This window comes from Sheuella amnicola (genome assembly GCF_010499255.1).
GTDB classification, from domain to species: Bacteria; Pseudomonadota; Gammaproteobacteria; order Burkholderiales; family Burkholderiaceae_B; genus Zwartia; species Zwartia amnicola.
The window spans coordinates 255,826-280,497 of record NZ_JAAGRN010000004.1 but is presented as its reverse complement, the minus strand read 5'-3'; the positions used below and the strand labels follow the sequence as shown (position 1 = coordinate 280,497).

The following is a 24,672-nucleotide window of genomic DNA, read 5'->3' as shown; positions in this document are numbered from 1 at the left end:
GTCCGTAAATCGGTACTATCCTAATATTCTGCTTGAAAGAACAATTCATCGCAAACACACTAGGCTTCACCGGAATCGACAAGACACCATGCCCTCGTCCACTCACTTTGCCGAGCGACTGGCCACATTGGCCAAAACCCATGCAAATCATCCCGCCCTGATCGATCGCCACGTATCCACCTCTTACTCGGAACTACACCGGCAAGTTGGTCAACTTGCCGGAAATCTAGCTACTCTGGGCATCAAGCCACACGATCGTGTGGCAATCTGGCTTCCCAATTGTCTGGCCTGGATTCAGTCATTTCTGGCCTGCGCACACCTCGGCGCTACCGTGCTTGCGGTCAATACGCGCTTTCGCAGCAAAGAAGTTGCCGACATCATCGAGCGCGGCAAGGCGGACTGGCTGATCATGTGGCCCGACTTCAAAGGCATTGCCTTTGCAGAGATTCTCGCCGACGTCGAACAACAAGTTCTGAAAAGATTGCGCGCGGTTATCACCCTGGGCGATCCAGACAGTCCGGCCATCAATGCGATCGCAGCACGCAAGCTTAATGTCCACAATTTCGACGCGCAACTGAATGCGCCCTGCCCGCCCCCCGAGCCATTCGGCAACGCAGGTGTTCTGTGCTTTACAACTTCGGGCACCACCTCGCTGCCTAAATTCGTGCTGCATGATCATGTCAGCCTCATTACGCATGGCGACGGCATGAAAGCCGCCTATGGTTACGATGAACACAGTCGCATTTTCGCAAGCGCTCCTTTTTGCGGCGCGTTCGGGTTTTGCACGCTTTCTGGAGGATTGGTTACTGGCTCAACCGTCGTGTGCGAACCTGTTTCCGATACCGACAGCACGCTGGAGCAAATCGAGCGCCATCGCATCACGCACACCTATGCAAATAATGAATCGATTCTGAAACTATTCGAGACAGCCAGCTCGCCCAAGGTTTTCGAGAGCTGCCGACTGTTCGGATTCGCTGTGTTTTCTCCTGCGATCACTAACTTGCTTGAGCAAGCCGAACGTAATCACGTCGCGCTCACAGGCTTGTACGGGTCAAGTGAAATGCAAGCTCTGGTTGCCGCGCAGCCTATCGATCCGTCCCAAGGCGACATCAGCGTGCGCTACCTTGCGGGAGGACGCCTCATTCACCCAGGTGCGCGCGTGCGAGTCCGCGACCCCGAATCGGGACAAATCCTGCCGAACGGGGAGTCGGGTGAAATCGAAATCAACTCGCCCAGCCACATGGTGGGTTATCTGGACAATCCCGAAGCCACAGCCAAAGCAGTCACCGATGATGGCTATTTCAAAACCGGTGATTTGGGTTATTGCGTTAGCGACCGCCAGTTTGTGTTTCAGACACGCATGGGAGATTCGTTCAGATTGTCCGGCTTTCTGGTCAACCCGGCCGAAATCGAACAAGTTGTTGAAACACTCCCCGGTGTAAAGGCATGTCAGGTGGTTGGCGCCACACTGGGCACAAAAATCCTGCCTGTGGCCTTTGTGATTCTTCAATCAGGTGCCAGTGCGCAACCGGAATCATGGACAGCCGAATGCAAGCGACGCATGGCAGGTTTTAAGGTGCCTGTACGATTTGAAGTTCTGACCGAATTCCCATCCATCACTAGTGCCAATGCAGTCAAAATCCAGAAACACAAAATGCGTGAAATGGCCGATCGACTTCTAGCAAGCGAAAATTATTAGACTGAGACTCCTAAGATGTTTAATTCCGATTCACTTAGTTTGCCCTTTTTTGACGAATCACATCGAACATTGCATACCGATGTTCATGCCTGGTCTCGCGCTAATTTACCGACACGCATTCATACCGGTAGCGTGGATCAGCGTTGCCAGGAACTTGTCTCCATGCTTGGCGAGGCCGGCTGGCTCAGATACTGCGTTCCGAAGGAATACGGCGGCATCCTGCCCGGTCTTGACTCGCGTAGCTTATGCCTGCTGCGCCAGACACTCGGTTACTACGACGGACTGGCTGATTTCGCTTTCGTGCTTCAAGGGCTGGGCAGCGGTCCGATTTCGCTATTCGGATCGGAGCATCTAAAGCAAAAATATCTACCACATGTTGCCACCGGAAAAATGCTGGCTGCGTTTGCATTATCCGAGCCGCAAGCAGGATCCGATGCCGCCGCGATGACCACGACTGCGACGCGAACAAAAGATGGCTATCGCATCAATGGCGTCAAAACATGGATATCGAATGCCGAAATCGCGGATTTCTATGTTGTGTTCGCCAGGACCGAGAATGATGAGGTCGATGGCGTGACTGCATTTGTCGTGGATGCGGACAATCCGGGACTGAAAGTAACGGACCGATTTAACTTGTGCGCGCCTCATCCGATCGGGACTCTTACATTTACTGACTGTGAAATCCCGGTCTCGCAACGATTGAACGATCCCGGCAGGGGCTTCAAGATCGCTCTGCAGAATCTGGACGTATTCCGTGCGTCAGTCGGCGCCGCTGCGCTGGGATTCGCAGAAGCCGCGCTGGACATGGGGCTTGAGCGCTCAGCCTCGCGAAAAATGTTTGGCGGCACGCTCGGCGATCTTCAAATCACGCAGGCTGCGATTGGAGACATGTGCACCGAAGTCGATGCGGCAACATTGCTAGTGTATCGCGCAGCCTGGGAGCGCGATATCCTTCAACAAAGAACGACAAGATCCGCAGCGATGGCCAAAATGTATGCAACTGAAGCGGCCCAGCGAATCATCGACCGATGCGTTCAACTGCATGGAGGTCTGGGCGTCAAGGTGGGACACCCTCTCGAAATGTTATATCGTGAAATTCGTGCGCTACGCATTTATGAAGGTGCCACAGAAGTGCAGCAGGTAGTCATCGCGCGTGAAACGATCAAAGCTAAAGCAAGATAGAAAAATGATTGTAAGATAGATAAACATTCGTCTTTCTTTTCATGATTGGACGATAACAATGGAGACAAGCAGAATGAAGTTTTCCCGTATTGCCGCAGCCCTCGCAGGCTGCCTGATCGCCGGATCGGCGTTTGCACAAGACGTTGTTCGCCTGGGCGTTGCCAATGATCGATCCGGAATTTATTCCGACTTGGGTGGTCTAGGGTCGGAAATCGCGACGAGAATGGCCGTTGAAGATTTTGGCGGCACGGTACTGGGTAAAAAAATTGAAGTCATCGGTGGCGACACGCAAAACAAAGTCGACATTGCCGGCAATATGATCCGCAAATGGTTTGACACGCAGAATGTCGTCGCCCTGATTGACGGTGGAGCCAGCTCGACAGGCTTGGCCGGCGTAAACATCGCAAAAGAAAAGAACCGTTCGGCAATCATCAGCGGGGGGTTTGCGGGCAACTTCAGTGGCGCTCAATGTACCAACATCAGCACTCAATGGGCACCGGATACGTATGCACTGGCCAATGCCGTGGTTCGCGGCACCATCCAGCAAGGCGGCAAGAGCTGGTACTTCATTACGACCGATTATGTCTTTGGAAAAACACTTGAGGAAACCGCCGCAAACTTCGTCAAACAGGAAGGCGGAAAAGTAATCGGCAATACGCGCCATCCTCTCGGAGCAACCGACTTCGCCTCTTATTTGCTGCAAGCCCAATCCTCCGGTGCCGATGTAGTTGGTATTTCAAGTGCCGGGGGCGACCTGATCAACCTGATCAAACAAGCACAGCAATTTGGCTTGTCAACGGGCAAACAAAAATTGCTGGCCTTTCTGGTCTTTATCAATGACGTGCAAGGTTTGGGCCTGAACAATGCTCAGGGCTTAAGTTTTCCAACGGCCTTTTACTGGGACCTGAACGACGACACCCGCGCATTCACAAAGCGCTGGCAGGAAAAAACCGGTTATCCACGCGCCCCCTCAATGGTTCAAGCGCTCTCATACATCGGCACCATGCACTATCTTGAAGCAGTCAAAGCCGCAGGCACTTTCGATGGTGACAAAGTCAACGCAAAAATGCGTGAAATGCCTGTTAACAGCAAGCTGATCAAAAACGCGAAGGTTCGTCCGCAAGATGGCCGCGTCATCATGGATCTCTATCAAGTTCAAGTTAAAACACCCGCAGAATCGAAAGGTCCGAACGACGTGTACAAAGTATTGGCAACGATTCCCGGAGACAAGGTGTTTGTACCGCTGGACAAAAGCGAGTGCCCGCTTGTTAAGAAATAATCATCGAATCCTGTGATTCTGGAGACTAATTAAAATGAAATGCTATTGTGTAGTTGATTTTAAGTCCGCGCTGAAATTAATCGAGCGGGAAACACCCACCCCGACCGGCAAAGAGGTTCTGGTTGAAGTGCGCGCGGCTGGTGTATGCCACAGTGATATCCACTTCTGGGAAGGCGGCTACGACCTGGGCAATGGCCGTACGCTATCGCTCAAAGATCGTGGCATCAAGTTACCGATGACAATGGGCCATGAAACCGCAGGTACGGTGGTTGCCATGGGCCCGGATGCGAAAGGTGTGGAAAAGGGTAAAAACTATCTGGTTTATCCTTGGATCGGATGCGGTAAATGTCCTGCATGCGTTGAAGACAATCTTGATAACCATTGCGCCAACCCGCAGTATCTGGGGGTGCACCGCGACGGCGGCTATGCCGATCACATCATGGTGCCCGATGCCAAATATCTGATCGATATCGGCAATCTCGATCCCGCCGTCATTGCGCCCTACGCATGCTCGGGCATCACGACATTCAGCGCCCTGAACAAGGTTGGCGCCAAAACTTTCCAGAAACATCCGGTCGTAATTATGGGTGCTGGTGGCCTGGGCCTGATGTGCCTTGAAATTCTGAAGGCTCAGGGTGGCGCCGGCGCAATCGTTGTGGATATTGATCCAGCTAAACGTCAGGCGGCGTTAGATGCAGGCGCCCTGGCCGCGATTGATGGAGCAGCACCCGACGCTGCGCAACAAATCATCAAAGCCAATGGCGGCAAAATGGTTCAGGCAGTGATCGATCTGGTTGGCGCCCCATCCACTACCGATTTGGCATTCAACAGCTTGATCAAAGGCGGCAAGCTCGTCATCGTTGGTCTGTTCGGGGGAGCGGCCCCATGGCCAATTGCATTCATTCCTATGAAGGCACTGCAGATTCTGGGAAGTTACACCGGTTCACTGGCCGAAATGCATGACTTGATGAAACTGGTTCGGGATGGAAAAGTGAAGCCGGTTCCGGTTCACAAGCATCCGCTTGCCGATGCGGACAAAGTATTGACATCGTTGCGTGAAGGCAAAGTGATCGGACGCGCCGTTCTGACCGCCTAATCCGACAACTTAATCAGGCATCGCTTGAATTGCGCCCGTCAGGAAATCCTGTTGGGCGCTTTTTATTTCGGGGACAAATCTAGCGCGACTGGTAACGCTGCAAAGCCAATAAAACCTGACGTGTCGCCAGAGGCTTGTCGGCAAGGTGCTCGGACAGGCGCGCGCGCAATGATGCCCTTAACTCAGGCTCGTTGACTGGATCATCAAAATCGGGTTCCTGCTCATCCAATCCATACCCTGTTTCATGCAGCAACATCCATTCGAAACGACGCAAAGATCCCGCAGCCGGCTGACCTGCTGCAAGTCGTTGCAAGGCGATCACATAAGCGTCGAATAATCCGGGATGCGCATCTTCGTGCGGTAAAAGCCGGAAAAGCAACTCGTTCATATACCAGCAAGACATCAACGCAGGTCCGGGCAACGCATGGACTCCGGCGCATTCCGCACGCGTCAGCGTCTTGATTTCACCGCCTCCGGTCCAAGACAAAAGCAAGGGCTGAAACACGGACAACGCCGGCCTTAGGGCGGAGTGAGGACGCTTCGCCCCTTTCGCGACCATGCTGATCCAACCGTGGTCTCTAGAAAATACTTGAACGATCAGTGAAGTTTCCCGCCAGGCTGTCGCATGCAACACATAACCCGGCGCATCCAGAACGCGCAATACGCGTCTACTCATAACCTAAGTCACGCAAACTGCTTTCTTTTTCGGCCCATCCCTTGCGCACTTTGATATAGATCTCGAGATGAACCGGCTTGTCGAGTAGCTTGGCGATATCCTGGCGCGCTTCGGTTGCGATTCGCTTCATGTGCGACCCCCCTACACCCAACAAAATCGGACGATGCGTTTCCCGCTCGACAATGACGCAAGCTGCGATACTGACGCCTTTTTCTGTCTCATCCCACTGTTCGATTACGACAGTCGAACCATATGGCAGCTCATCGCCGACCAAACGGAAAATTTTCTCGCGAATCAATTCAGCGGCAATGAAACGCACCGGGCGATCCGTCAGCGTATCGGCATCAAAGAAAGGTTCATTCTCCGGCAATAGCTTGGCTACTTCGTCGAGCAGCTGATCAAGTTGATGACGCTTGGTCGAACTCACCGGCACAACGGCTGCAAAATCGAACTGCGATGCAATTTGAGCGACAAAAGGATAGAGTTCATCGCGATTCTTAAGCTGATCGATTTTGCTGATCACAAGAATCGTCTTCTTGGGATCATGCAATAAACCAAGCAGCTTAGAATCGCCGGGAGACCACTTGCCCGCCTCGACAACGAAAAGCACGACATCGACGTCGGCTAGTGTTTGAGTCACGACACGGTTCATCATCTTGTTCATGGCACCGCCATGACGCGTCTGAAAACCAGGCGTATCGACGAATACGAACTGCTCACGATCCCGAGTCAGCACCCCCTGGATGCGATGACGAGTCGTTTGAGCCTTGCGCGAAACAATTGAAATTTTGGTTCCGATCAAGGCGTTGGTCAGTGTGGACTTTCCGACGTTCGGTCGGCCGACTACGGCAATAAAGCCGCAGCGATGAGCGATTTCCGTCATTTAAGCTCCTGAGCAACCGCAACCGGCAGCGTTAACTGAGCCGTTTTACGTGCCCGGGCCGAACGTTTTTTTACAGGTGCGGGGCTCGCCGCCTCTGCGCCCTCAAGCGCGAGTTTTGCGGCGGACTGTTCTGCCGCCCGACGGCTGGATCCGGCCGCAACGATTTTGATGTCCAGCACGGGGATCGAACACTCGACCTCGAACTGTTGACTGTGAGCCGCTCCGTGAGTGGCCACCACGCTATAAATGGGTAACGCCAACTTGCGACTTTGTAAAAACTCTTGCAGTAATGTTTTCGCGTCTTTACCAAGCGTTAAAGGATCCACGCTGGCAAGGATGGGGACATACAAACGCTCGATCAAAACCTGGGCAGCAACAAAGCCACCATCAAGATAAACAGCCGCCAGGATCGCCTCAAACGTATCGGCCAAGATCGAGGGCCGACGAAATCCGCCACTTTTCAGTTCGCCTTCCCCTAGCCGAAGAAAACGCGACAAATCCAGTTTCTGGGCGATTTCCGCCAAAGACGCCTGTTTAACGAGATTGGCGCGCACTCGCGACAAATCACCCTCGTCCAACGTTCCATAGTGATTGAACAACAATGCGGCAACGGCCATGTTCAGAACAGAGTCACCCAGAAACTCGAGTCGTTCATTATGACGCGCACCATGGCTGCGGTGGGTCAAAGCCTGTTCTAACAGAGCAGGCTTTGTGAATTTATATTCAAGCGAAGTCTCAAGTGCAGCAAGTGACATTAAAAGTTTTAAATGACCAATTTAGTGAAAACGACCAATGCGTCCCAGATTGCCGAAATTCATCCAGATAAAAAATGCGCGACCGACAATGTTCGCCTCAGGGACAAAACCCCAGAATCGACTGTCCAAACTGTTATCGCGATTGTCACCCATCATAAAGTAAACGCCCTCAGGCACTGTACAACGAATGCCATTACTAAGGTATTCGCACTTTTCACGATACGGGAAATTTGAAATTGGTCTTAAATCCTGATAACTACGCTCTTCGACGAGTATTTTGTGCTCAACTTCGCCTAGCTGCTCGATAAATTGAGGAATAAAGTGTGCCGTATAAGCCACACCGTCCTGCTCGAGATAATCGCCATCCTTGATGCGAGGGACTGGTTTACCGTTAATCAGCAGTTTTTTATCGAGATAGGCGATTTCATCTCCAGGCAATCCCACAACTCGCTTGATGTAATCCACCGAAGGATCGACCGGATAACGGAACACCATCACATCTCCCCGCTGCGGTGATCCTACCTTGATGATTTTCGCATCCAGAACAGGTAGACGTATTCCATAAGTGAATTTGTTCACCAGGATGAGATCACCGGACTGTAGTGTCGGAAGCATCGAACCCGAAGGAATTCGAAAAGGCTCAACGATGAAGGAGCGCAACACAAACACGAAAAGTATGACAGGAAAAAAACTGACACCGTATTCGACCCACCATGGAATATGGCCTATTTCAGCGCGAATTTGATCCTCGCGAGCCTGTACCTCGGTTGCCGGCAAGCCTGCCCACGAGGGTCGAGCCAGATCAAGTGCTTGATTCACTCTGGCACGACGTGCGCGACTCAGCCAGAAACGATCCATCGTCCAGATGATCCCGGTCGTGACCAGCAGTACAAATAGAATCAGGGCGAAATTCCAGCTCATCGACTCAACCTCATATTCCTGACATTCGAATTAATTATCGACCTGCAAGATAGCCAGGAAAGCCTCTTGAGGAATTTCGACACTGCCAACCTGCTTCATGCGTTTTTTACCGGCCTTTTGCTTTTCAAGCAGTTTCTTCTTGCGGGTGATGTCACCGCCATAACACTTGGCCAGAACGTTCTTGCGCAATGCCTTGACGTTTTCGCGTGCAATGATCTCGGCGCCGATTGCAGCCTGTATGGCAACGTCATACATCTGGCGTGGGATCAATTCACGCATTTTGGACACGACTTCACGCGCGCGATACCTCGCGTTCGATCGGTGACAAATCGATGACAAGGCATCCACTTTGTCGGAATTAATCAGCAAGTCCACCTTCACCACATCGGCCGCACAATACTCTTTAAACTCGTAATCCATTGACGCATATCCTCGCGAAACGGATTTGAGCTTGTCGAAAAAGTCGAGCACGATTTCGGCCAACGGGATTTCATAATGCAGATGCACCTGACGGCCGTGATACGTCATGTCGATCTGGACGCCGCGCTTGTTATTGCAAAGCGTCATCACTGGTCCGACATATTCCTGGGGCATGAACAACGTCACCGTCACGATCGGTTCGCGGATTTCGATGTATTGCCCCACATCAGGCATGCGCGAAGGGCTTTCGATATGGATCACCGAGTTGTCGCGAAGCACGACTTCGTACACCACGGATGGTGCAGTCGTGATGATATCCATGTCGAATTCGCGCTCAAGTCGTTCCTGCACAATTTCCATGTGCAACAAGCCCAGGAAACCGCAGCGGAAACCAAAACCTAAAGCCTGCGACACCTCGGGTTCGAACATCAAGGCCGCATCATTGAGCTTGAGCTTTTCGAGCGAATCCCGAAGTTGGTCGTATTCGCTGCTCTCAACAGGGTACAGCCCGGCAAACACTTGTGGCTTGACCTCTTTGAAACCCGGCAAAGGTTCGGCGGCCGGCTTGCCGGCCAGCGTAATCGTGTCACCGACCTTAGCGTCTTTCAACTCTTTGATGCCGGCCGTGATAAAGCCGACCTCACCTGCGGACAGCAATGGTCGCTGAAGCGACTTGGGCGTAAACACACCAACTTGCTCGCACAGGTGCACGGCGCCCGTTGCCATGAACGAAATCTTGTCCTTTGGACGCAACACGCCATTCACAATGCGCAAGAGCATCACAACGCCGACGTAATTGTCGAACCACGAATCAATAATCAACGCCTGTAGAGGAGCCTCGGGATCTCCCTTGGGGGGAGGAATCCGGGCCACAACGGCCTCAAGAATCTCATCGATGCCCATGCCTGTTTTAGCACTGGCCATAATCGCATCGGTCGCATCGATCCCGATCACATCTTCGATCTCGGCACGCGCGCTGTCGGGATCTGCCTGGGGCAAATCCATTTTGTTGAGAATCGGAAGGACCTCTACGCCAAGCTCGATCGCCGTATAGCAGTTGGCGACAGTCTGCGCCTCGACGCCTTGGGAGGCGTCCACAACAAGCAAGGCCCCCTCGCAAGCCGAGAGCGATCGACTGACCTCGTAGGAGAAGTCGACGTGCCCGGGTGTATCAATCAGATTCAAGTTATAGATCTGACCGTTGGCAGCCTTGTACTCAAGCGCAGCAGTCTGGGCCTTGATGGTGATGCCACGCTCGCGCTCGATATCCATTGAGTCGAGAACCTGAGCGGACATTTCACGGGCGGCCAGACCACCACAACGCTGAATCAGGCGGTCAGCCAGCGTCGATTTGCCGTGATCAATATGGGCGATGATGGAGAAGTTGCGGATATGCTGCATAGAGCCTAATCAGTTAGCCATTAAGCAAAAAGGGACGCATCGCGCCCCCTTTTGCGGCAAACCGCTATTCTAGCCGTTCTTGCCTTACTTGGCAGGCTGAACGGTGACCCAGCGGGTTTGCTCACCGCTTCGAACCATCAACGGAACCGGTTTAGCCTTATCCAGTCCTGAGATTAACTTAGCAAACTGATCCGGACTAGTAATATCCGTATCACCCGCAGCCAAGATAATGTCACCCTGTGAAATGCCGGAACTACTGGCCGGGGCTTCAACGGAGGTGACCTTGACCCCGCCTTTGATTCTCAGCTTGGATTGAGTTTCAGCATCGACCGCCACCACACCCAAACCTAGTACTTTTGTCGAGAATTCAGCAGCTTTCGCCTCCTCCTTGGCTGCAACTTTGGGATCAGCCTTCAGTTCTCCCACGTTGACAGTCAACTTGACCAGCTTGCCCTTGCGCCAAACTTCGATCGGTGCAGCCGTTCCGGGCTTCACCTCTCCGACGAGACGGGGCAAATCGGACCACTTAACAATTGGCTTACCTGCGAAAGAAGTGATCACATCCCCGGGTTGAATACCGGCTTTGTCTGCTGGAGCGTCCGGCTCGACACCACTGACCATCGCACCTTCAGCCTTAGGCAACCCAAGCGCCTGAGCCACATCCTTGTTGAGCTCACCGATCTGCACACCGATGCGGCCACGCGTGACCTTACCCGTTGCGCGCAACTGCTCGACAATGCCCATGGCCTCGTTAATCGGTATCGCAAGCGATATACCCATGAAACCACCGCTGCGCGAAACAATCTGGGCATTGATGCCAACAACTTCACCGTTCATGTTCAGCAACGGACCACCCGAGTTGCCGGGATTGACTGCAACGTCTGTCTGAATGAAGGGAAGATAATCCCCCGTGTCGCGTCCGATCGCACTCACGATGCCGGAAGTCACTGTCGACTCCAGACCAAAGGGCGAGCCGATTGCCATCACCCATTGACCCTTTTTAAGCAGTTTAGCGTTGCCGATCGGTAAGGTTGCCATGCCTTTGGCATCAATTTTGAGCAATGCCACATCGGTACGCTCATCGCTACCAATCACCTTGGCTTTAAATTCCTTGCCATTGGTCAGTGTCACGAAAATATCCGTCGCATCGGCAACGACGTGATGATTCGTCAACAAATAGCCATCCTCGGAAATAAAGAAACCCGAGCCGACTCCACGAGGAACCGAACGCTCTTCCGGATCTGCACGACGGCCTCTCTGTCCTGGCTGCGGACTCTGTTTACCACCGGGCGGTTGAAAATCAGGACCGAAAAAATAGCGGAACATTTCGGACGGGTCCTGTCCTGCATTACCTCGCACCGCGACCTTGGCGGTCGTGCGGATATTGACCACGGCCGGTTCGGCCTTCTCGACAATCGCGGTGAAGTCCGGCAAGCCGGAAACTTGAGCATGCGCCTGATAGCTTTGCAAGCCACCGGCAATCAACGCTAGAGACATCATGAAACCCAACATAGCGCGACGAAAGCGATATGCAGGCTGATACACATAAGACTGATACATATCTTGCATCATTAACTCCGTTTGAAACGCGTTCTAGGCTGACTATTTTTTTGAATCCGCCGCGGACACGTATTGAATCGACTGCGCCAACTGCTCCAGGGTCGCGGCCGGCACCTCACCCAGAACAGTCAACCAGAAATTTGCGACTTTCAACCCATAGATGTTCACAGAACCCATCTGCGCTGCACCTTGTGGTTTGTATTCAGACCGCTCATTTGAATAAGGTTCAATAAATATTGAAATTGTGGCGAGGCCGTCGGACAAGACCATTTGTTGAACTTGTCTGTTTTCGGAAAACTCACGCAGGACTTGCGCACTGACTTCATAGCCGGGAGGTGGTACCACGCGCCAGCCCTGTGCTTTCAAATCAACATCTTTCTGAGGCACATCGACTTGCGACCATCCTTCGGTTGGCCAACTGGGTTCGAGCATGCTTGGAGAAATATCCTGGCCGATACTGACTTGAGTGAAAGCAACCTGCTCGATGACTACACCGTGATGATTGACTGTCTGTGCTTTAAGCAACAACTGTGTTTGCGTATCCACGCAAAGTCTGTAGCTATAGCGATGCGCATCCTTGGCCACGACATCCACAAGTTCACATGGCCTGCCGGCGACACGCAGAACTTGTGACAAAGTGCGCACGCTGTAATTCGCGTCCAGCGCCTGTTCGTTTGCAAGCAACAACGCAGGAAAACGATCTGTGCGCTGTCGCTCTCGCATCACAGTTTTATTTTCTGGAATCAGGCTCAATACTTCCTGATTCAAGCGGATATATTCACGAGGCGCACCATTAAGCAGTTCGATTCGTTCCTTTTCATCCTTGCCATCAAACTGATGCACAATCAGGGATGATTCGATCAGTCCACCTTGCTGGTAAGCAAATACGCCCGCGTAGTTCAGCGTATGCGCGGCCCGCTGTATCAGCTTGAGCAAATCCGGATTTTGGGCACAGGCCTGCACGGATACGCCCGACAGCAACGCGCCCAGCACAACACCGATCGCACGCCGCGTTAAACGAATCCGCATCGACATCACCGTGATGCCCCGAACGACACTTGTCTGACGGCAGATGGTCCGGACATCGAGCGGTGCGCGGATACATAATCACGCACGGCTGGCATATCCGCATTAGACGCCATCACATTAGCCGAAGGCGCATTCGCCATTTGTGACGGGACGTTACCCATCTCGGGCACAATCAGTGGACGCGCAACCCAGATGACTGAGGCAACCGCTGCGGCCATAGCCAGTCCCGGCAACCCATAGCGTCTTATCCAGTGCGCCTTGCGCTGCGGCCTGTCCTCGATTTTCGAAACAGGTTTGGGTGCGGCGATGATCGCAGGCTCGGCGGCGACCGCAGCATGCACACGCGCGGCAAGAGTTTCGCCCCGGGTCACAGCGAGCTCAGGCGTTCGCAAGGTATCACCGATCAAGTGATACAACTTCCATTGCTCCAAACCGTGTTCTGTAGAGAGTACTTCCGATGCGAGATCAACCTCGTCCCCATCCATCCATGCGGAAATGGTGATCGACACCTCATCCCGGTTGAGCTCCGGACTTGCGACATGTTGTTTTGACTGTTGCATATTAAAAGTTCCTTACCAGCGCTTGTCGCCCGTATTGCCCAGCATCGGACGCAATCGGGTCGCTATAGCTTCCCGAGCCCTGAATATTCTCGAACGGACCGTTCCGATCGGACAATTCATGCTCTGGGCAATATCTTCGTAGCTCATTCCGTCAATCTCACGCATCACAATCGCGTTGCGCAACTCCTCGGGCAAGTCTTCAATCGCCTTGTTCACTGTCTGGGCGATTTGCCGACTGGCTAGCTCGGATTCGGGTGTGCTACTGTCGGTTAGGTTATCGGTTTCGTCAAAAGTTTCACCATCTTCGTTCTCGTGAACCAAAGAATTCGATGGCCGGCGTTTGTTGACCGCGAGCCAGTTGCGTGCCGTATTGATTGCTATTCGATATAGCCAGGTATAAAAAGCACTTTCCCCCCTGAATTGGGGCAAAGCCCGGTAGGCCTTGATGAAAGCCTCCTGCGCAACATCCTCGATTTCGGCGGGGTCGCGAATCATGCGCGACAGTAGTCGCATGATTTTGCGCTGGTATTTCAACACCAGCAGATCAAATGCTTGCCGGTCGCCTCGCTGCACACGGGCAACCAACTCGGCATCAACGTCGCGTTCGCTCACTCGGACTCCAGACACTGTTCTTTTTGTAACTGCTGCACCTGCCAATTCACCATGACGCAAAGTCGACGGTACACCTCGGGCGGCAACTCACAGCGCCACACCATGATTCTGACACTCTTGCTCTCTTTTTGGGGGCCATTTCCGATTTTTAAAGTCATGCTCAACCCAAAAAAGTGGTGCCAGAAATGGATAGGGTAAACACACAGGCCTGTCGAATCGGCCATTTTTTTCAATACCCAGCTCCGGGCGGGATTCGCAAGCAGGATACGACCATGCGAGATCGCCAACATCTGACGCTGCTGTATGCGGCAAACCACCAAAGGAAACATGCTAACCGGTATGGCTAGCCATAGGGAAAACTCGAGAAAAGCGGCAGCGACCAAGCATGACATGCAAGCCATGCCCGCCGCTAACCACTCAAGCATCGCTGCCCACTCTGGGCGGGACAGCGAAATTTGCAAAGTCAGATGACTCAGAGCTTGCGTACAGCCATCGAACCGTTTGTTCCGCCAAAACCAAAAGAGTTGGACAGAGCGACATCAATCTTCATCTCTCGTGCGGCATTTGCACAATAATCCAGATCACACTCTGGATCTTGATTGAAAATATTGATGGTCGGAGGCGAAATCTGGTGATGTACGGCCAGTGTCGTAAATACGGCCTCGATTCCACCGGCTGCTCCGAGCAAATGCCCAGTCATCGATTTTGTCGAGTTAACGACTAGCTTCTTGGCATGCTCGCCAAAAGCAAGCTTCAGCGCTTCGGTCTCGTTACGGTCACCCAATGGCGTGGAAGTGCCATGTGCATTCACGTAATCAACCTCGCTCGCATTGATGCCGCCATTGCGCAGGGCGTTGACGATACCGCGACGCGGGCCGTCACGATCAGGCGCCGTAATGTGATGGGCATCCGAGCTCATGCCATAGCCGGCAAATTCGCCATATATGCGCGCACCGCGTTTTTTAGCATGTTCATACTCTTCGAGCACGAGTACGCCTGCTCCCTCACCCAAAACGAAACCATCGCGATCGCGATCCCAGGGGCGTGAAGCCGTTGTCGGATCATCATTGCGTTGGGATAAAGCGCGCATCGCAGCGAAACCGCCAATGCCCAAAGGCGAAACCGTCGACTCCGCGCCGCCGGCCACCATGACGTCCGCGTCACCGTATTCGATTAGACGCGCGGCATCCCCGATTGAGTGCAGGCCGGTTGTACATGCCGATACCACTGCATATGAAGGCCCTTTGAGACCCAGCATGATCGAAAGCTGCCCGGAAATCAGGTTGATCAGGGAAGCGGGAACGAAAAATGGCGAAATACGACGCGGACCGCGCTCGAGATACTCGGTCTGGGTTTCTTCGATACGTTGCAAACCACCGATTCCCGATCCGACAATCACGCCGACTCGCTCGGCATTCGCTTCGGTAATCTCGAGGCCCGCATCCTTCCAGGCCTGAATGCCGGCGGCGATGCCGTAATGGATGAACGTATCCATCGTACGCGCTTCTTTTGCAGGAATCAGTTGGGTGATATCAAAGCCCTTGACCTCACCTGCGATGTGCGCGTTAAACGCGCTCGGGTCGAAACGTGTAATCCGTCCGATGCCGGATCGACCATTAACGATATTGTCCCAGGCTGTCGCAATATCGTTCCCGACGGGGCTGACAATACCCAGGCCTGTAATGACGACACGTCGTTTCACGCGTCACTCCTTATGTGAAATAAAAGGCGGCAGAGGCAACAATCTACTGACGCAAAATGGCATGATGCCTGCGTAGCAAGAATTGCTCACCCCAACCGCCTGACAGCAAAAGGCGGAGAACCGCCCAACGCCGCATGCCGATTATTACTTGGAATGCGAAGTGATGTAGTCCACTGCCTGCTGAACGGTTGTGATCTTCTCAGCTTCTTCGTCAGGAATTTCGGTTTCGAACTCGTCTTCGAGAGCCATGACCAGCTCAACCATGTCAAGTGAGTCGGCGCCCAGGTCATCAAGGAAGGAAGATGCGTTTTTGATCTCGGCTTCGTTAACGCCAAGTTGTTCAGCGACGATCTTCTTGACGCGCTGTTCGATGCTTTCCATGCAAATCTCCAAAGGGAAAAAGTCCGGCGAATTATAGCTAACCGGTAAAAAAAAACCTATTACAACCTATTGCATATACATGCCGCCATTCACATGGAGGGTAGTACCTGTGATATAGGATGCATTGGGTGAAGCTAAAAATGCGACTGCGTGGGCGATATCCGCACCCGATCCCAGTCTGCCAAGCGGAATTTGACTTAATAATGCCGAGGTCTGGGTCTCATCGAGCGAACTGGTCATATCGGTTTCGATAAAGCCCGGCGCGACGCAATTGACTGTCACGCCCCGACTACCCAACTCACGGGCCAAAGCGCGTGACATCCCGGCCACGCCTGCTTTTGCAGCCGCGTAGTTCGCTTGCCCTGCATTACCGCTTGAGCCAATGACGGAAGTCACATTAATGATGCGTCCCCATCGTGCCTTCATCATGCCGCGCATGACTGCGCGGGATAAACGAAAAACCGCTGTCAAATTTGTTTGCAGCACGACATCCCAATCCTCATCTTTCATGCGCATTGCCAGATTATCGCGCGTAATGCCTGCATTATTGACGAGAATGTGAGGACCACCCGCCTCTTTGCCTAGCGCATCAATAAGCGCATCACATGCAGGGACGTCCGTGACATTCAAGACTACACCGCGTCCACCAAAGGGGGCCAGCATCGTCGTGACGGCCTGAGCGCCGGACTCGGTGGTCGCAGTACCGACTACCGTTGCCCCTTTTGCGGCCAATTCGAGCGCGATCGCGCGCCCAATTCCGCGTGAAGCACCCGTCACCAAAGCCATTTTATCTTTCAAATCCATGATTATTCCTTAGGCAGCCTGGGCCAACACTTCGATTGCCGCCTGCATCGAGACAGGATCCGTCACGGATAGAGCAATGAGATCGGGCTCGATCCGCTTGACCATACCGGACAATACCTTGCCCGGACCACATTCAACAACATGGGTGATACCCTGTGCTTTCATTGACTGAATGATTTCAACCCAACGTACGGGATGCCAAGCCTGGCGGACAAGTGCATCGCAAATTTTGGCGGGATCCTGTTCGATCGCAACATCGACGTTATTGATCACGGCAACGGATGGCGACTGAACGGTTACTTTCGCCAGGGCGCCGGACAACACATCGGCGGCGGGCTTCAACAAGCTGGAATGAAAAGGAGCAGAAACAGGCAATAACAGTGCGCGTTTAGCACCCAGAGATTTTGCCGCGGCCATGGCACGCTCGACTGCCGCCACATGACCGGCAATGACCACCTGGGCAGGTGCATTAAAGTTCACCGCCTCGACCACTTCACCTTGCGCACCCTGTTTACACGCCTCGCGTACGGCATCATCATCCAGCCCAAGCACGGCAGCCATCGCGCCCGTACCAACAGGCACAGCCGCCTGCATGGCATCGGCTCGGATACGCACCAACCGAACGGCATCCGCCAAAGAGAGGGATTTCGCAGCAGTCAAGGCGGCATACTCGCCCAGGCTGTGGCCAGCCATCATTGATGCCACCGGACCACCGGCTGCGCACCAGGCCTCATACATGGCAACACCGGCAGTCAGCATTGCAGGCTGGGTATTCGTTGTCAGGTTCAACTGTTCGGCAGGGCCTTGAGCCATCAGCGCTCCGAGATCTTCGCCTAACGCTGCGCTTGCCTGATCGATAACCTGCATAGCTGCAGGGTGAGCTAACCACGCATCCATCATACCTACGGATTGCGAACCCTGCCCCGGAAAAACAAATGCGAATTTCATTTTCTTATGGTCTCAGTCTTGATTACATTCTAGCTAACACGGAACCCCAGGTGAAACCACCTCCTACGCCCTGCATCAAAATCAATTGACCGGGCTGAATTCTTCCATCGCGTCGCGCGGTGTCCAGCGCCAGCGGGACGCTCGCAGCTGAAGTATTAGCATGCCGATCCACTGTCACAACTACTTTTTCGAGTGGAACATCCAATTTGCGCGCAAGGAAAGTAAGGATGCGCAAATTGGCTTGATGTGGAATCAACCAATCTACATCAGCGAGTGTCAGTCCCGCCTCTTTGGTGACCGAGCGTGCCGAACGATCCAGCACAGTGACCGCCTGCTTGAATACCGCCTGGCCATCCATACGCAAAAAGGGATCACCGGTCACTTGACCATAGGCAACGTTGCCGGCTGCAGCCAGAATATTCATCTGACTACCATCCGCATGCAACTGTGCGGCAAGAATTCCGGGCGAATCACTAGCGCGCAGCACAACTGCACCTGCACCATCACCAAATAACACACATGTGCCGCGATCATTCCAATCGAGAATACTCGAAAAGACCTCTGCGCCGATCACGACTGCACAACGGGCACGCCCGGCGCGAATGAAACTGTCTGCTGTTGTAAGCGCATAGACAAAACCGCTACAGACCGCCTGGACATCAAAAGCGGCTGCGCCCTTGTTGCCCAGATTGGCCTGAACAAGGCAGGCTGTGCTTGGGAATACAAAATCGGGCGTGGATGTGGCAACAATAATCAAGTCGACTTCACTTGCATCAACTTGCGCGTCCGCCAATGCAAGTCGCGCGGCATCGGTTGCCAATGCGCTGGTCTTGACGCCACGATCAGCAATGTAGCGTTGACGAATACCTGTACGCTCGACAATCCAGTCATCGGAAGTTTCAATCTGACGGGTTGCAAGCTCAGCCGCCAAATCATGATTGCTCACCAACCTTGGCGGCAAGGCACTACCAGTTCCGACAATACGTGAAAATGGCATGCATGCACTCATGCAGGATCTCCGGATCGATCTGTTTCGAAGCTTTGAGGCATGTGCGTCATGTCGGCAATTGCCCTGGTGGTGCGCGAAAGCAGACCACTTTGCACTGCATCGTAAGCGCGCTGCAGTGCAAACCCAAACGCATATGCGTCAGCGGAACCATGACTTTTGATGACGACACCTCGCAAGCCAAGCAGTGCCGCACCGTTATAGCGACGACTATCGACGCGTTTACGGAAATGCTTAAGCACGGGCATGGCGCAAAGCCCCATCAGCTTCGTAAAAATATTTCTGTTGAATTCTTCGCGAATCATTCCCGCCAGCATACGTGACAGGCCTTCAGCGGTTTTAAGTGCGACATTACCGACAAAACCATCACACACAACAACATCCACAGTACCTTTAAAGATATCGTCTCCCTCGACATTGCCATAAAAGTCCAAGGGACTCTCGCGCAAGAGTTCAGCCGTACGCTTGACGATCTCGTTGCCCTTTATGACTTCTTCGCCGATGTTGAGCAAGCCGACAGTCGGCTCCCTGTCGGGCAATCCAATTTTAGCCAGCGCCACACCCATAATGGCAAACTGAAGCAGATGCTCCGGCGTGCAATCGACATTCGCCCCAAGATCCAGCATCGTTGTCGAACGACCCGTATGATTGGGCAAGGCCGTCGCGATTGCCGGACGATCAATTCCATTGAGTGTTTTAAGGATGTAGCGCGAAATCGCCATCCAGGCACCGGTGTTGCCTGCGGACACGCAGGCATCCGCCGAGCCATCCTTGACGGCTTGGGCCGCCAGACGCATGGAGGAATCTTTTTTACGGCGCAATGCCACCTCAACAGGGTCATCCATCTGAACGACTTCGGAGGCGGCAATCAAGCTGTAGCGATCAGGGGTAACGCCCGGATACTTCTTGCCAACGGTGGCAACTGCATCTGCAAGTGCATCGGGCAATCCGACCAACAACAGATGCGTATCCGGAAAACGCTGGGCAAAATCGAAGGCGGCAGGAACGGTCACCGGAACTCCGGCATCACCGCCCATGCAGTCGATTGCGATACGAATGACGGAAGTCACGTGATGATGCAACGCAGCGCGTTTAGACGCAAAGACCCGTCAGCCGCGATTTACTCGTCAGCCTTGGTCTTGAGGACCTTGCGACCACGATAAAAGCCGGTTGGGCTGATATGGTGGCGGATATGCTGTTCGCCTGTTGTAGGCTCAACTGCGGTCGCAGGATTGGTCAAGAAATCGTGCGAACGGTGCATACCGCGCTTTGACGGGGACTTTTTGTTTTGCTGAACAGCCATGACAACTCCTGTAGATTGGCGACATTGTATACGCCAACCATCTTCTTCGTAATAACTCGGTTAACTCTTGTTTTTGAGCTGATCCAACACCGCGAACGGGGATGGACGCTTTTCTTCAACCTCGCCGGGAGGATCTCCTCCCGATTTGGTCATGTCCACGCATACTTCATGGCGCGGGACATAAGGCACTTCCAAAATCAATTCATCTTCAATCAAATCAAGCAAATCAAATTTGCGCGATCCGACAATCTGCTCAGGCGCATCGTCATCATCCTCATTGAGCGACTCATCGATATCCGACTCGCGCCGCACAAGTTCGAAAACCGTATGACGATCAATCACATGCACCATGTCATCCAGACAACGCTGACAATCGAGTAGCAATTGCGCCTGGACATGCAGCAGCAACTGGGACTTACCGGCCGAACTCACCCTGCCGGTGACCGTGTATTTCACCAAACCCGGCATAGACGGTGCTCCGGGCAAATCCACCAACTCAGACACCGGTTGCTCACGCAAACCATCAAGCAGTCTCTGGAAACGATGGATACCGATCACACCTGTCTGGGACTGACCGCGACGTGCGAACTCGAAAGCATCAATGTAGCCCGGCAACCCTAACACACACTGATTCTGCATTATGTTCTGCACTTCCATAAAAGCAGCAAAGCAAGAGATAATAGCGCGTTTACCCTCTAATCGTCAATGCCCATCATGTCATCGGACGTTATTGAACTTGTCCTTGCCTCCAGTTCGCCTTACCGTCGGGAACTACTTGAAAGGCTCAGAATCCCTTTCATTTCGGACTCCCCCGACGTGGATGAATCCCCCAATCCGGGAGAAACGCCCGAAAATCTGGCCATCCGCCTGGCGATTCTGAAAGCCCGCACCGTCGCAGCTCGACATCCCGGGCGCATCGTCATCGGGGCGGATCAGGCTGCTTCGCTCATGGATAAACCATTGGGCAAGCCCGGCACCATTCAGGCTGCGCGAGAACAACTCAGAAACCTTTCAGGACAGCGCGTCGTATTTCACAGCGCGATGGCTGTTGTTCAGGGTGCAAAAATACAAAGCATCAATGTGCCCACAGTATGCATTTTTAGAAATTTGTCCGAGCAAGCCATCGAACGCTACATACAAATCGACCAGCCACTTGACACGGCAGGCAGCGCAAAGGCGGAAAGCCTTGGGATCGCACTGATGCAAAGCATGCAAAGCGACGACCCCACCTCGATCATCGGCTTGCCTTTGATCGCACTGACCGGGATGCTGACGCAATGCGGCCTGGACCCCCTTTTGCACGCGAAAGTGACAACACCATGACTTCACCCCAGCCAAAAGCCACCCTTCACCTGATTCCCGTCGGACTAGGAGATGCGCCGATCAACGATTGGTTGCCCTCGGCAGTCCAGTCCGTCGCCGGCGGATTGTCGGTTTACATCGCCGAAAATGCAAAAACAGCGCGCGCGTTTCTCAAACTGATGCAATTGGCGCGCCCGCTTCAGGAAATCACCATCCATGAGCTTGGCCCGCGCGTAGAGAACACGACACTCGAAGAATGGCTACGCCCCCTTAAATCAGGCCAGGATATCGGCCTGGTCTCCGAAGCGGGGTGTCCCGCCGTTGCCGACCCCGGATCGCGCGCGGTCACGATTGCCCACAATTGGGGCATGAACGTCAAGCCGTGGGTTGGACCTTCATCCATCTTGCTTGGCCTGATGGCAAGCGGCCTGGACGGACAACGCTTTGCGTTTCATGGCTATGCGCCCGTTGATGCCACCGAGCGGGCAAAACAACTCAAACTATGGGAAAACAACTCGGCAAAAAACAAGCAAACGCAACTGCTGATCGAAACACCATATCGCAACAACGCCATGTTCGCGGGCCTGCTCGGCAATTTGAAAGGCAATACCAGGCTGTGTGTTGCCCGATCGATCACGACATCCGAAGAATGGATCCGCACGCTCACGGTTGCACAATGGAAAACCCAACCGCCCCCTGCGCTCGACAAGCACCCGACACTATTCCTGTTTTTGGCCCAATGATGATTTTGATTCAACTGAGACGATTTGCATTCTTTTTAATACTCGCGATCCTGGCCGGTTGCGCTTCGCGCGGTCCCTACGAGCTGAATGACTCGATGAAGTCGACCGGCCAAAACAGCCGAGTCGAAATGATCGTGCTCCACTACACCGCCTCGTCCAAGCCAACCGCACTGATGGTGCTGACCAATCGTGATGTCAGCGCCCACTATCTGGTGACGGATGACAATCCGCCGGTAGTCTATCGGCTTGTCGATGAAACCCGTAACGCTTGGCACGCAGGTGAAAGCAGCTGGTACGGACGTACCTATCTTAACCAGCGCTCGATCGGGATCGAGATTGTCCATCCGGGCTGGGAACGAAACAATAGCGGCAATATGGGCGCCCCCTACCCCGCGAATCAAATCAATGCGGTCATCGCTCTGACCAAAGAGATTGCCAAGCGCCATGACATCAGGCCCGAGAATATTGTCGGACATAGTGATGTGGCTCCGTTGCGCAAACAGGATCCGGGCCCGTCGTTTCCATGGAAGCAATTGGCGCAAGCGGGTCTGGGACGTTGGTACGACGAATCCGCGGCGACAAAATACGAAGCGGACTTCAACAAGAAAGGCCTGCCGGATGCAAAATGGTGGCAAGGTCAGCTAAAGCGCGTTGGATACCAGATTACGGAAACAGGGATCATGGACGCGAACACCCGTCATGTCATCGCTGCATTTCAAATGCATTATCGACCTGACGCCGTCACCGGCAAGCCTGACGCTCAAACAGCGGGACGCTTGCTGGCATTGCCAACGACAGGAACCAGCCTGCGATAAATCCGCCACAAAAGCAGAAAAGAGGCCACCGCCGCGTAAATCAACACAGTCGAATAATCGCTTTTGCCGGACTTGTGCCAGTAATAATGCAAAATCGCCAGCAGCGTGATCAGGTAGACCAGGCGGTGCAATGTTTGCCAATGGCGACCCAGCCTGCGCATCCAACCTTTGGTTGATGTCAATCCAAGCAACGTCAATCCCAAAAACGCCAACGCGCCAACCAGAATAAAGGGGCGCTTCAAGATATCCGAGAACATCGCAACGAAATCAAAACCCTGATCCCACCATGCCCAGGTCAGCATATGCAGTGTGCCGTAAAAAAGCGTAAACAACCCGCACATGCGACGCCACCGCAATAGCAATGGCTGTGACAACCATTGCCTCAAAGGAGAGATCGAAAGCGTGACCAACAGGCAAACTAAAGTCCAGGTCCCGGAAGATCGAGTCAGAAACTCGATCGGGTTCGCGGTCAATTGCTGTTCAAAGCCCAGCCAAATCCATCGGAACAAGGGGAACACCCCAAGCAAAAACAACACCGGCTTGGCTCGATCGATGAATTGCGGCGATACGGATTTCATGATGAAGCGTAAACAGGCTGCCCTTAAAAATTCTTGCGCAAATCCATGCCTTGATAAAGCGAGGCGACCTCTTGCCCGTAACCGTTAAACATTAAAGTCTTTCGTTTGGGTGCGAACAGGCTGTCTTCACCAATACGACGCTCTGTTGCCTGACTCCACCGAGGGTGCGAAACCTCGGGGTTCACGTTGGAGTAAAAACCATATTCACTTGGTATGGACTTCATCCAGCTACTTACCGGCTGCTTTTCGACGAAACGAATCTTGACGATCGATTTAGCGGACTTGAAACCATACTTCCAGGGAACAGTCAGTCGGACGGGCGCACCATTTTGGTTTGGCAGAACTTTTCCATACATACCTAACGTCAGCAACGTTAAAGGATGCATGGCTTCATCCAGTCGTAGCCCCTCCGTATAAGGCCAGTCGATGGAAGAGCCGCGCAATCCCGGCATGTTTTCGGGTTGCATGGCTGAAATGAACTCGACGTATTTCGCATTACCGGTCGGCTGCACCTGTTTGAGCAACGCCGATAATGAATATCCAATCCATGGAATAACCATGGACCAACCCTCGACGCAACGCAGCCTGTAAATACGCTCTTCAAGAGGCGCCAGTTTGCGCAAGCCATCCAAATCGAAAGTCATTGGCGAAACAACTTCGCCCTCAATCGTCAATGTCCAGGGTGAAGTGCGTAACTTGTCCGCATAACGTTTCGGATCATCTTTATCCATCCCGAATTCGTAAAAATTATTGTAGGAAGTTGCATCCTTCTCGGATGTTTTTGCTTCCATCAACATATATTGTGCGGAAGGACGCGCCTGCAAGGCTGCAGTTGCCGCAGTGCTGGCCCGAGCGGCAACAGGCCAAGCTTGGGTTGCCGCCCCCAGTGTTGCCGCCCCGGCGGCAATCATCCACTGACGACGACTTTTCCAAACTTCTTCGGGTGTAATTTCAGATGAACGAATGCGAGGATATCGATATGACGACATAAACAACCCCTTGACGCGACAATCTTAG

General features: G+C 53.2%; 27 protein-coding genes. 7 read left to right on the top strand and 20 right to left on the bottom strand.

Going from position 1 to position 24,672, the window contains the following annotated elements:
• Positions 1-88 precede the first annotated feature (88 nt).
• The 4 genes from G3I67_RS07870 to G3I67_RS07855 all read left to right on the top strand — a co-directional run bounded on the left by G3I67_RS07870 (position 89) and on the right by G3I67_RS07855 (position 5,256).
• On the top strand, positions 89-1,699 hold the full coding sequence (locus tag G3I67_RS07870) for an AMP-binding protein (RefSeq protein ID WP_163653852.1): 1,611 nt from the start codon (positions 89-91) through the stop codon (positions 1,697-1,699).
• Positions 1,700-1,714: 15 nt separating this feature from the next.
• Positions 1,715-2,881 carry an acyl-CoA dehydrogenase family protein gene (locus G3I67_RS07865; protein ID WP_163653849.1) on the top strand — a complete coding sequence of 389 codons (1,167 nt, stop codon included), beginning with the start codon at positions 1,715-1,717 and terminating at the stop codon, positions 2,879-2,881.
• Positions 2,882-2,954: 73 nt separating this feature from the next.
• Positions 2,955-4,160, top strand: coding sequence for an ABC transporter substrate-binding protein (locus G3I67_RS07860; RefSeq protein ID WP_163653845.1), 1,206 nt, complete (start codon positions 2,955-2,957; stop codon positions 4,158-4,160).
• A gap of 34 nt (positions 4,161-4,194) precedes the next feature.
• Positions 4,195-5,256, top strand: a complete 1,062-nt coding sequence (locus G3I67_RS07855) for an alcohol dehydrogenase (protein ID WP_163653842.1) — start codon at positions 4,195-4,197, stop codon at positions 5,254-5,256.
• A 79-nt stretch (positions 5,257-5,335) separates the two neighbouring features.
• Here the strand turns inward: G3I67_RS07855 and recO are convergent, their stop codons facing one another.
• The 18 genes from recO to G3I67_RS07765 form a co-directional block, all read right to left on the bottom strand.
• Positions 5,336-5,932 (bottom strand): DNA repair protein RecO, encoded by a 597-nt coding sequence (recO, locus tag G3I67_RS07850; protein ID WP_163653839.1) that lies wholly within the window; start codon positions 5,930-5,932, stop codon positions 5,336-5,338.
• Positions 5,925-6,815, bottom strand: a complete 891-nt coding sequence (era, locus tag G3I67_RS07845; protein WP_163653836.1) for a GTPase Era — start codon at positions 6,813-6,815, stop codon at positions 5,925-5,927. Before era ends, recO begins: the two co-directional genes overlap by 8 nt.
• The gene (rnc, locus tag G3I67_RS07840; protein WP_163653833.1) at positions 6,812-7,570 is read right to left on the bottom strand and encodes a ribonuclease III; all 759 of its coding nucleotides are present in this window, start codon (positions 7,568-7,570) and stop codon (positions 6,812-6,814) included. The genes era and rnc overlap by 4 nt, the downstream gene beginning before the upstream one ends.
• Before the next feature lie 21 nt (positions 7,571-7,591).
• Positions 7,592-8,491, bottom strand: coding sequence for a signal peptidase I (gene lepB / locus G3I67_RS07835; protein ID WP_163653830.1), 900 nt, complete (start codon positions 8,489-8,491; stop codon positions 7,592-7,594).
• A 30-nt stretch (positions 8,492-8,521) separates the two neighbouring features.
• Entirely contained in the window at positions 8,522-10,312 is a 1,791-nt protein-coding gene (lepA, locus tag G3I67_RS07830) for a translation elongation factor 4 (protein ID WP_163653827.1), read from the bottom strand.
• Positions 10,313-10,396: 84 nt separating this feature from the next.
• Complete coding sequence (locus tag G3I67_RS07825; RefSeq protein WP_235931784.1) at positions 10,397-11,884, bottom strand: DegQ family serine endoprotease; 1,488 nt, start codon at positions 11,882-11,884, stop codon at positions 10,397-10,399.
• Positions 11,885-11,914: 30 nt separating this feature from the next.
• Positions 11,915-12,901: a MucB/RseB family sigma factor regulatory protein gene (locus tag G3I67_RS07820; RefSeq protein WP_163653823.1), complete on the bottom strand. Its 987-nt coding sequence runs from the start codon at positions 12,899-12,901 to the stop codon at positions 11,915-11,917.
• Between the two features lie 5 nt (positions 12,902-12,906).
• On the bottom strand, positions 12,907-13,461 hold the full coding sequence (locus tag G3I67_RS07815) for an RseA family anti-sigma factor (protein WP_163653821.1): 555 nt from the start codon (positions 13,459-13,461) through the stop codon (positions 12,907-12,909).
• A 12-nt stretch (positions 13,462-13,473) separates the two neighbouring features.
• Positions 13,474-14,073, bottom strand: a complete 600-nt coding sequence (gene rpoE / locus G3I67_RS07810) for an RNA polymerase sigma factor RpoE (protein ID WP_163653818.1) — start codon at positions 14,071-14,073, stop codon at positions 13,474-13,476.
• Positions 14,070-14,498 carry a hypothetical protein gene (locus G3I67_RS07805; RefSeq protein WP_163653815.1) on the bottom strand — a complete coding sequence of 143 codons (429 nt, stop codon included), beginning with the start codon at positions 14,496-14,498 and terminating at the stop codon, positions 14,070-14,072. The genes rpoE and G3I67_RS07805 overlap by 4 nt, the downstream gene beginning before the upstream one ends.
• 47 nt (positions 14,499-14,545) lie before the next feature.
• Positions 14,546-15,775 (bottom strand): beta-ketoacyl-ACP synthase II, encoded by a 1,230-nt coding sequence (fabF, locus tag G3I67_RS07800; protein ID WP_163653812.1) that lies wholly within the window; start codon positions 15,773-15,775, stop codon positions 14,546-14,548.
• A gap of 144 nt (positions 15,776-15,919) precedes the next feature.
• Positions 15,920-16,156, bottom strand: coding sequence for an acyl carrier protein (gene acpP, locus G3I67_RS07795; protein ID WP_163653809.1), 237 nt, complete (start codon positions 16,154-16,156; stop codon positions 15,920-15,922).
• 66 nt (positions 16,157-16,222) lie between these two features.
• A complete protein-coding gene (gene fabG / locus G3I67_RS07790; RefSeq protein WP_163653807.1) occupies positions 16,223-16,960 on the bottom strand; it encodes a 3-oxoacyl-ACP reductase FabG in 738 nt (245 codons plus the stop codon).
• A gap of 9 nt (positions 16,961-16,969) precedes the next feature.
• Positions 16,970-17,908 (bottom strand): ACP S-malonyltransferase, encoded by a 939-nt coding sequence (gene fabD, locus G3I67_RS07785; protein ID WP_163653804.1) that lies wholly within the window; start codon positions 17,906-17,908, stop codon positions 16,970-16,972.
• Between the two features lie 22 nt (positions 17,909-17,930).
• Positions 17,931-18,905, bottom strand: a complete 975-nt coding sequence (locus G3I67_RS07780) for a beta-ketoacyl-ACP synthase III (RefSeq protein ID WP_375539306.1) — start codon at positions 18,903-18,905, stop codon at positions 17,931-17,933.
• 8 nt (positions 18,906-18,913) lie between these two features.
• Entirely contained in the window at positions 18,914-19,984 is a 1,071-nt protein-coding gene (gene plsX, locus G3I67_RS07775; protein ID WP_311197063.1) for a phosphate acyltransferase PlsX, read from the bottom strand.
• Positions 19,985-20,034: 50 nt separating this feature from the next.
• The gene (gene rpmF, locus G3I67_RS07770) at positions 20,035-20,217 is read right to left on the bottom strand and encodes a 50S ribosomal protein L32 (RefSeq protein WP_163653799.1); all 183 of its coding nucleotides are present in this window, start codon (positions 20,215-20,217) and stop codon (positions 20,035-20,037) included.
• Between the two features lie 60 nt (positions 20,218-20,277).
• Complete coding sequence (locus tag G3I67_RS07765; RefSeq protein ID WP_163653797.1) at positions 20,278-20,856, bottom strand: YceD family protein; 579 nt, start codon at positions 20,854-20,856, stop codon at positions 20,278-20,280.
• 75 nt (positions 20,857-20,931) lie between these two features.
• On the opposite strand from G3I67_RS07765, the gene G3I67_RS07760 reads away from it, so the two are divergent.
• Genes G3I67_RS07760 through G3I67_RS07750 form a run of 3 tightly spaced genes read left to right on the top strand, consistent with a single transcriptional unit; the run spans position 20,932 to position 23,077 of the window.
• The gene (locus tag G3I67_RS07760; RefSeq protein ID WP_163653794.1) at positions 20,932-21,540 is read left to right on the top strand and encodes a Maf family nucleotide pyrophosphatase; all 609 of its coding nucleotides are present in this window, start codon (positions 20,932-20,934) and stop codon (positions 21,538-21,540) included.
• Positions 21,537-22,262: an SAM-dependent methyltransferase gene (locus tag G3I67_RS07755; protein WP_163653791.1), complete on the top strand. Its 726-nt coding sequence runs from the start codon at positions 21,537-21,539 to the stop codon at positions 22,260-22,262. Before G3I67_RS07760 ends, G3I67_RS07755 begins: the two co-directional genes overlap by 4 nt.
• Positions 22,259-23,077 carry an N-acetylmuramoyl-L-alanine amidase gene (locus G3I67_RS07750; protein ID WP_375539305.1) on the top strand — a complete coding sequence of 273 codons (819 nt, stop codon included), beginning with the start codon at positions 22,259-22,261 and terminating at the stop codon, positions 23,075-23,077. Before G3I67_RS07755 ends, G3I67_RS07750 begins: the two co-directional genes overlap by 4 nt.
• Here G3I67_RS07750 and msrQ read toward each other — a convergent pair.
• Entirely contained in the window at positions 23,023-23,655 is a 633-nt protein-coding gene (msrQ, locus tag G3I67_RS07745; protein WP_163653788.1) for a protein-methionine-sulfoxide reductase heme-binding subunit MsrQ, read from the bottom strand. The two genes, G3I67_RS07750 and msrQ, sit on opposite strands and share 55 nt — an antisense overlap.
• 23 nt (positions 23,656-23,678) lie before the next feature.
• Entirely contained in the window at positions 23,679-24,644 is a 966-nt protein-coding gene (msrP, locus tag G3I67_RS07740) for a protein-methionine-sulfoxide reductase catalytic subunit MsrP (RefSeq protein WP_163653785.1), read from the bottom strand.
• Positions 24,645-24,672 lie beyond the last annotated feature (28 nt).

What these genes read in the sequence shown, in the direction of transcription:
- G3I67_RS07760 (WP_163653794.1), top strand. Translation starts at nt 20,932, where the DNA reads ATGTCATCGGACGTTATTGAACTTGTCCTTGCCTCCAGTTCGCCTTAC.
- G3I67_RS07755 (WP_163653791.1), top strand. Translation starts at nt 21,537, where the DNA reads ATGACTTCACCCCAGCCAAAAGCCACCCTTCACCTGATTCCCGTCGGA.
- G3I67_RS07780 (WP_375539306.1), bottom strand. Translation starts at nt 18,905, where the DNA reads ATGCCATTTTCACGTATTGTCGGAACTGGTAGTGCCTTGCCGCCAAGG.
- msrP (WP_163653785.1), bottom strand. Translation starts at nt 24,644, where the DNA reads ATGTCGTCATATCGATATCCTCGCATTCGTTCATCTGAAATTACACCC.
- msrQ (WP_163653788.1), bottom strand. Translation starts at nt 23,655, where the DNA reads ATGAAATCCGTATCGCCGCAATTCATCGATCGAGCCAAGCCGGTGTTG.
- rnc (WP_163653833.1), bottom strand. Translation starts at nt 7,570, where the DNA reads ATGTCACTTGCTGCACTTGAGACTTCGCTTGAATATAAATTCACAAAG.
- G3I67_RS07765 (WP_163653797.1), bottom strand. Translation starts at nt 20,856, where the DNA reads ATGCAGAATCAGTGTGTGTTAGGGTTGCCGGGCTACATTGATGCTTTC.
- G3I67_RS07855 (WP_163653842.1), top strand. Translation starts at nt 4,195, where the DNA reads ATGAAATGCTATTGTGTAGTTGATTTTAAGTCCGCGCTGAAATTAATC.
- lepB (WP_163653830.1), bottom strand. Translation starts at nt 8,491, where the DNA reads ATGAGCTGGAATTTCGCCCTGATTCTATTTGTACTGCTGGTCACGACC.
- acpP (WP_163653809.1), bottom strand. Translation starts at nt 16,156, where the DNA reads ATGGAAAGCATCGAACAGCGCGTCAAGAAGATCGTCGCTGAACAACTT.
- fabG (WP_163653807.1), bottom strand. Translation starts at nt 16,960, where the DNA reads ATGGATTTGAAAGATAAAATGGCTTTGGTGACGGGTGCTTCACGCGGA.
- rpmF (WP_163653799.1), bottom strand. Translation starts at nt 20,217, where the DNA reads ATGGCTGTTCAGCAAAACAAAAAGTCCCCGTCAAAGCGCGGTATGCAC.
- era (WP_163653836.1), bottom strand. Translation starts at nt 6,815, where the DNA reads ATGACGGAAATCGCTCATCGCTGCGGCTTTATTGCCGTAGTCGGCCGA.
- G3I67_RS07870 (WP_163653852.1), top strand. Translation starts at nt 89, where the DNA reads ATGCCCTCGTCCACTCACTTTGCCGAGCGACTGGCCACATTGGCCAAA.
- G3I67_RS07860 (WP_163653845.1), top strand. Translation starts at nt 2,955, where the DNA reads ATGAAGTTTTCCCGTATTGCCGCAGCCCTCGCAGGCTGCCTGATCGCC.
- fabD (WP_163653804.1), bottom strand. Translation starts at nt 17,908, where the DNA reads ATGAAATTCGCATTTGTTTTTCCGGGGCAGGGTTCGCAATCCGTAGGT.
- G3I67_RS07865 (WP_163653849.1), top strand. Translation starts at nt 1,715, where the DNA reads ATGTTTAATTCCGATTCACTTAGTTTGCCCTTTTTTGACGAATCACAT.
- lepA (WP_163653827.1), bottom strand. Translation starts at nt 10,312, where the DNA reads ATGCAGCATATCCGCAACTTCTCCATCATCGCCCATATTGATCACGGC.
- G3I67_RS07805 (WP_163653815.1), bottom strand. Translation starts at nt 14,498, where the DNA reads ATGCTTGAGTGGTTAGCGGCGGGCATGGCTTGCATGTCATGCTTGGTC.
- G3I67_RS07815 (WP_163653821.1), bottom strand. Translation starts at nt 13,461, where the DNA reads ATGCAACAGTCAAAACAACATGTCGCAAGTCCGGAGCTCAACCGGGAT.
- recO (WP_163653839.1), bottom strand. Translation starts at nt 5,932, where the DNA reads ATGAGTAGACGCGTATTGCGCGTTCTGGATGCGCCGGGTTATGTGTTG.
- G3I67_RS07820 (WP_163653823.1), bottom strand. Translation starts at nt 12,901, where the DNA reads ATGCGGATTCGTTTAACGCGGCGTGCGATCGGTGTTGTGCTGGGCGCG.
- G3I67_RS07825 (WP_235931784.1), bottom strand. Translation starts at nt 11,884, where the DNA reads ATGATGCAAGATATGTATCAGTCTTATGTGTATCAGCCTGCATATCGC.
- G3I67_RS07750 (WP_375539305.1), top strand. Translation starts at nt 22,259, where the DNA reads ATGATGATTTTGATTCAACTGAGACGATTTGCATTCTTTTTAATACTC.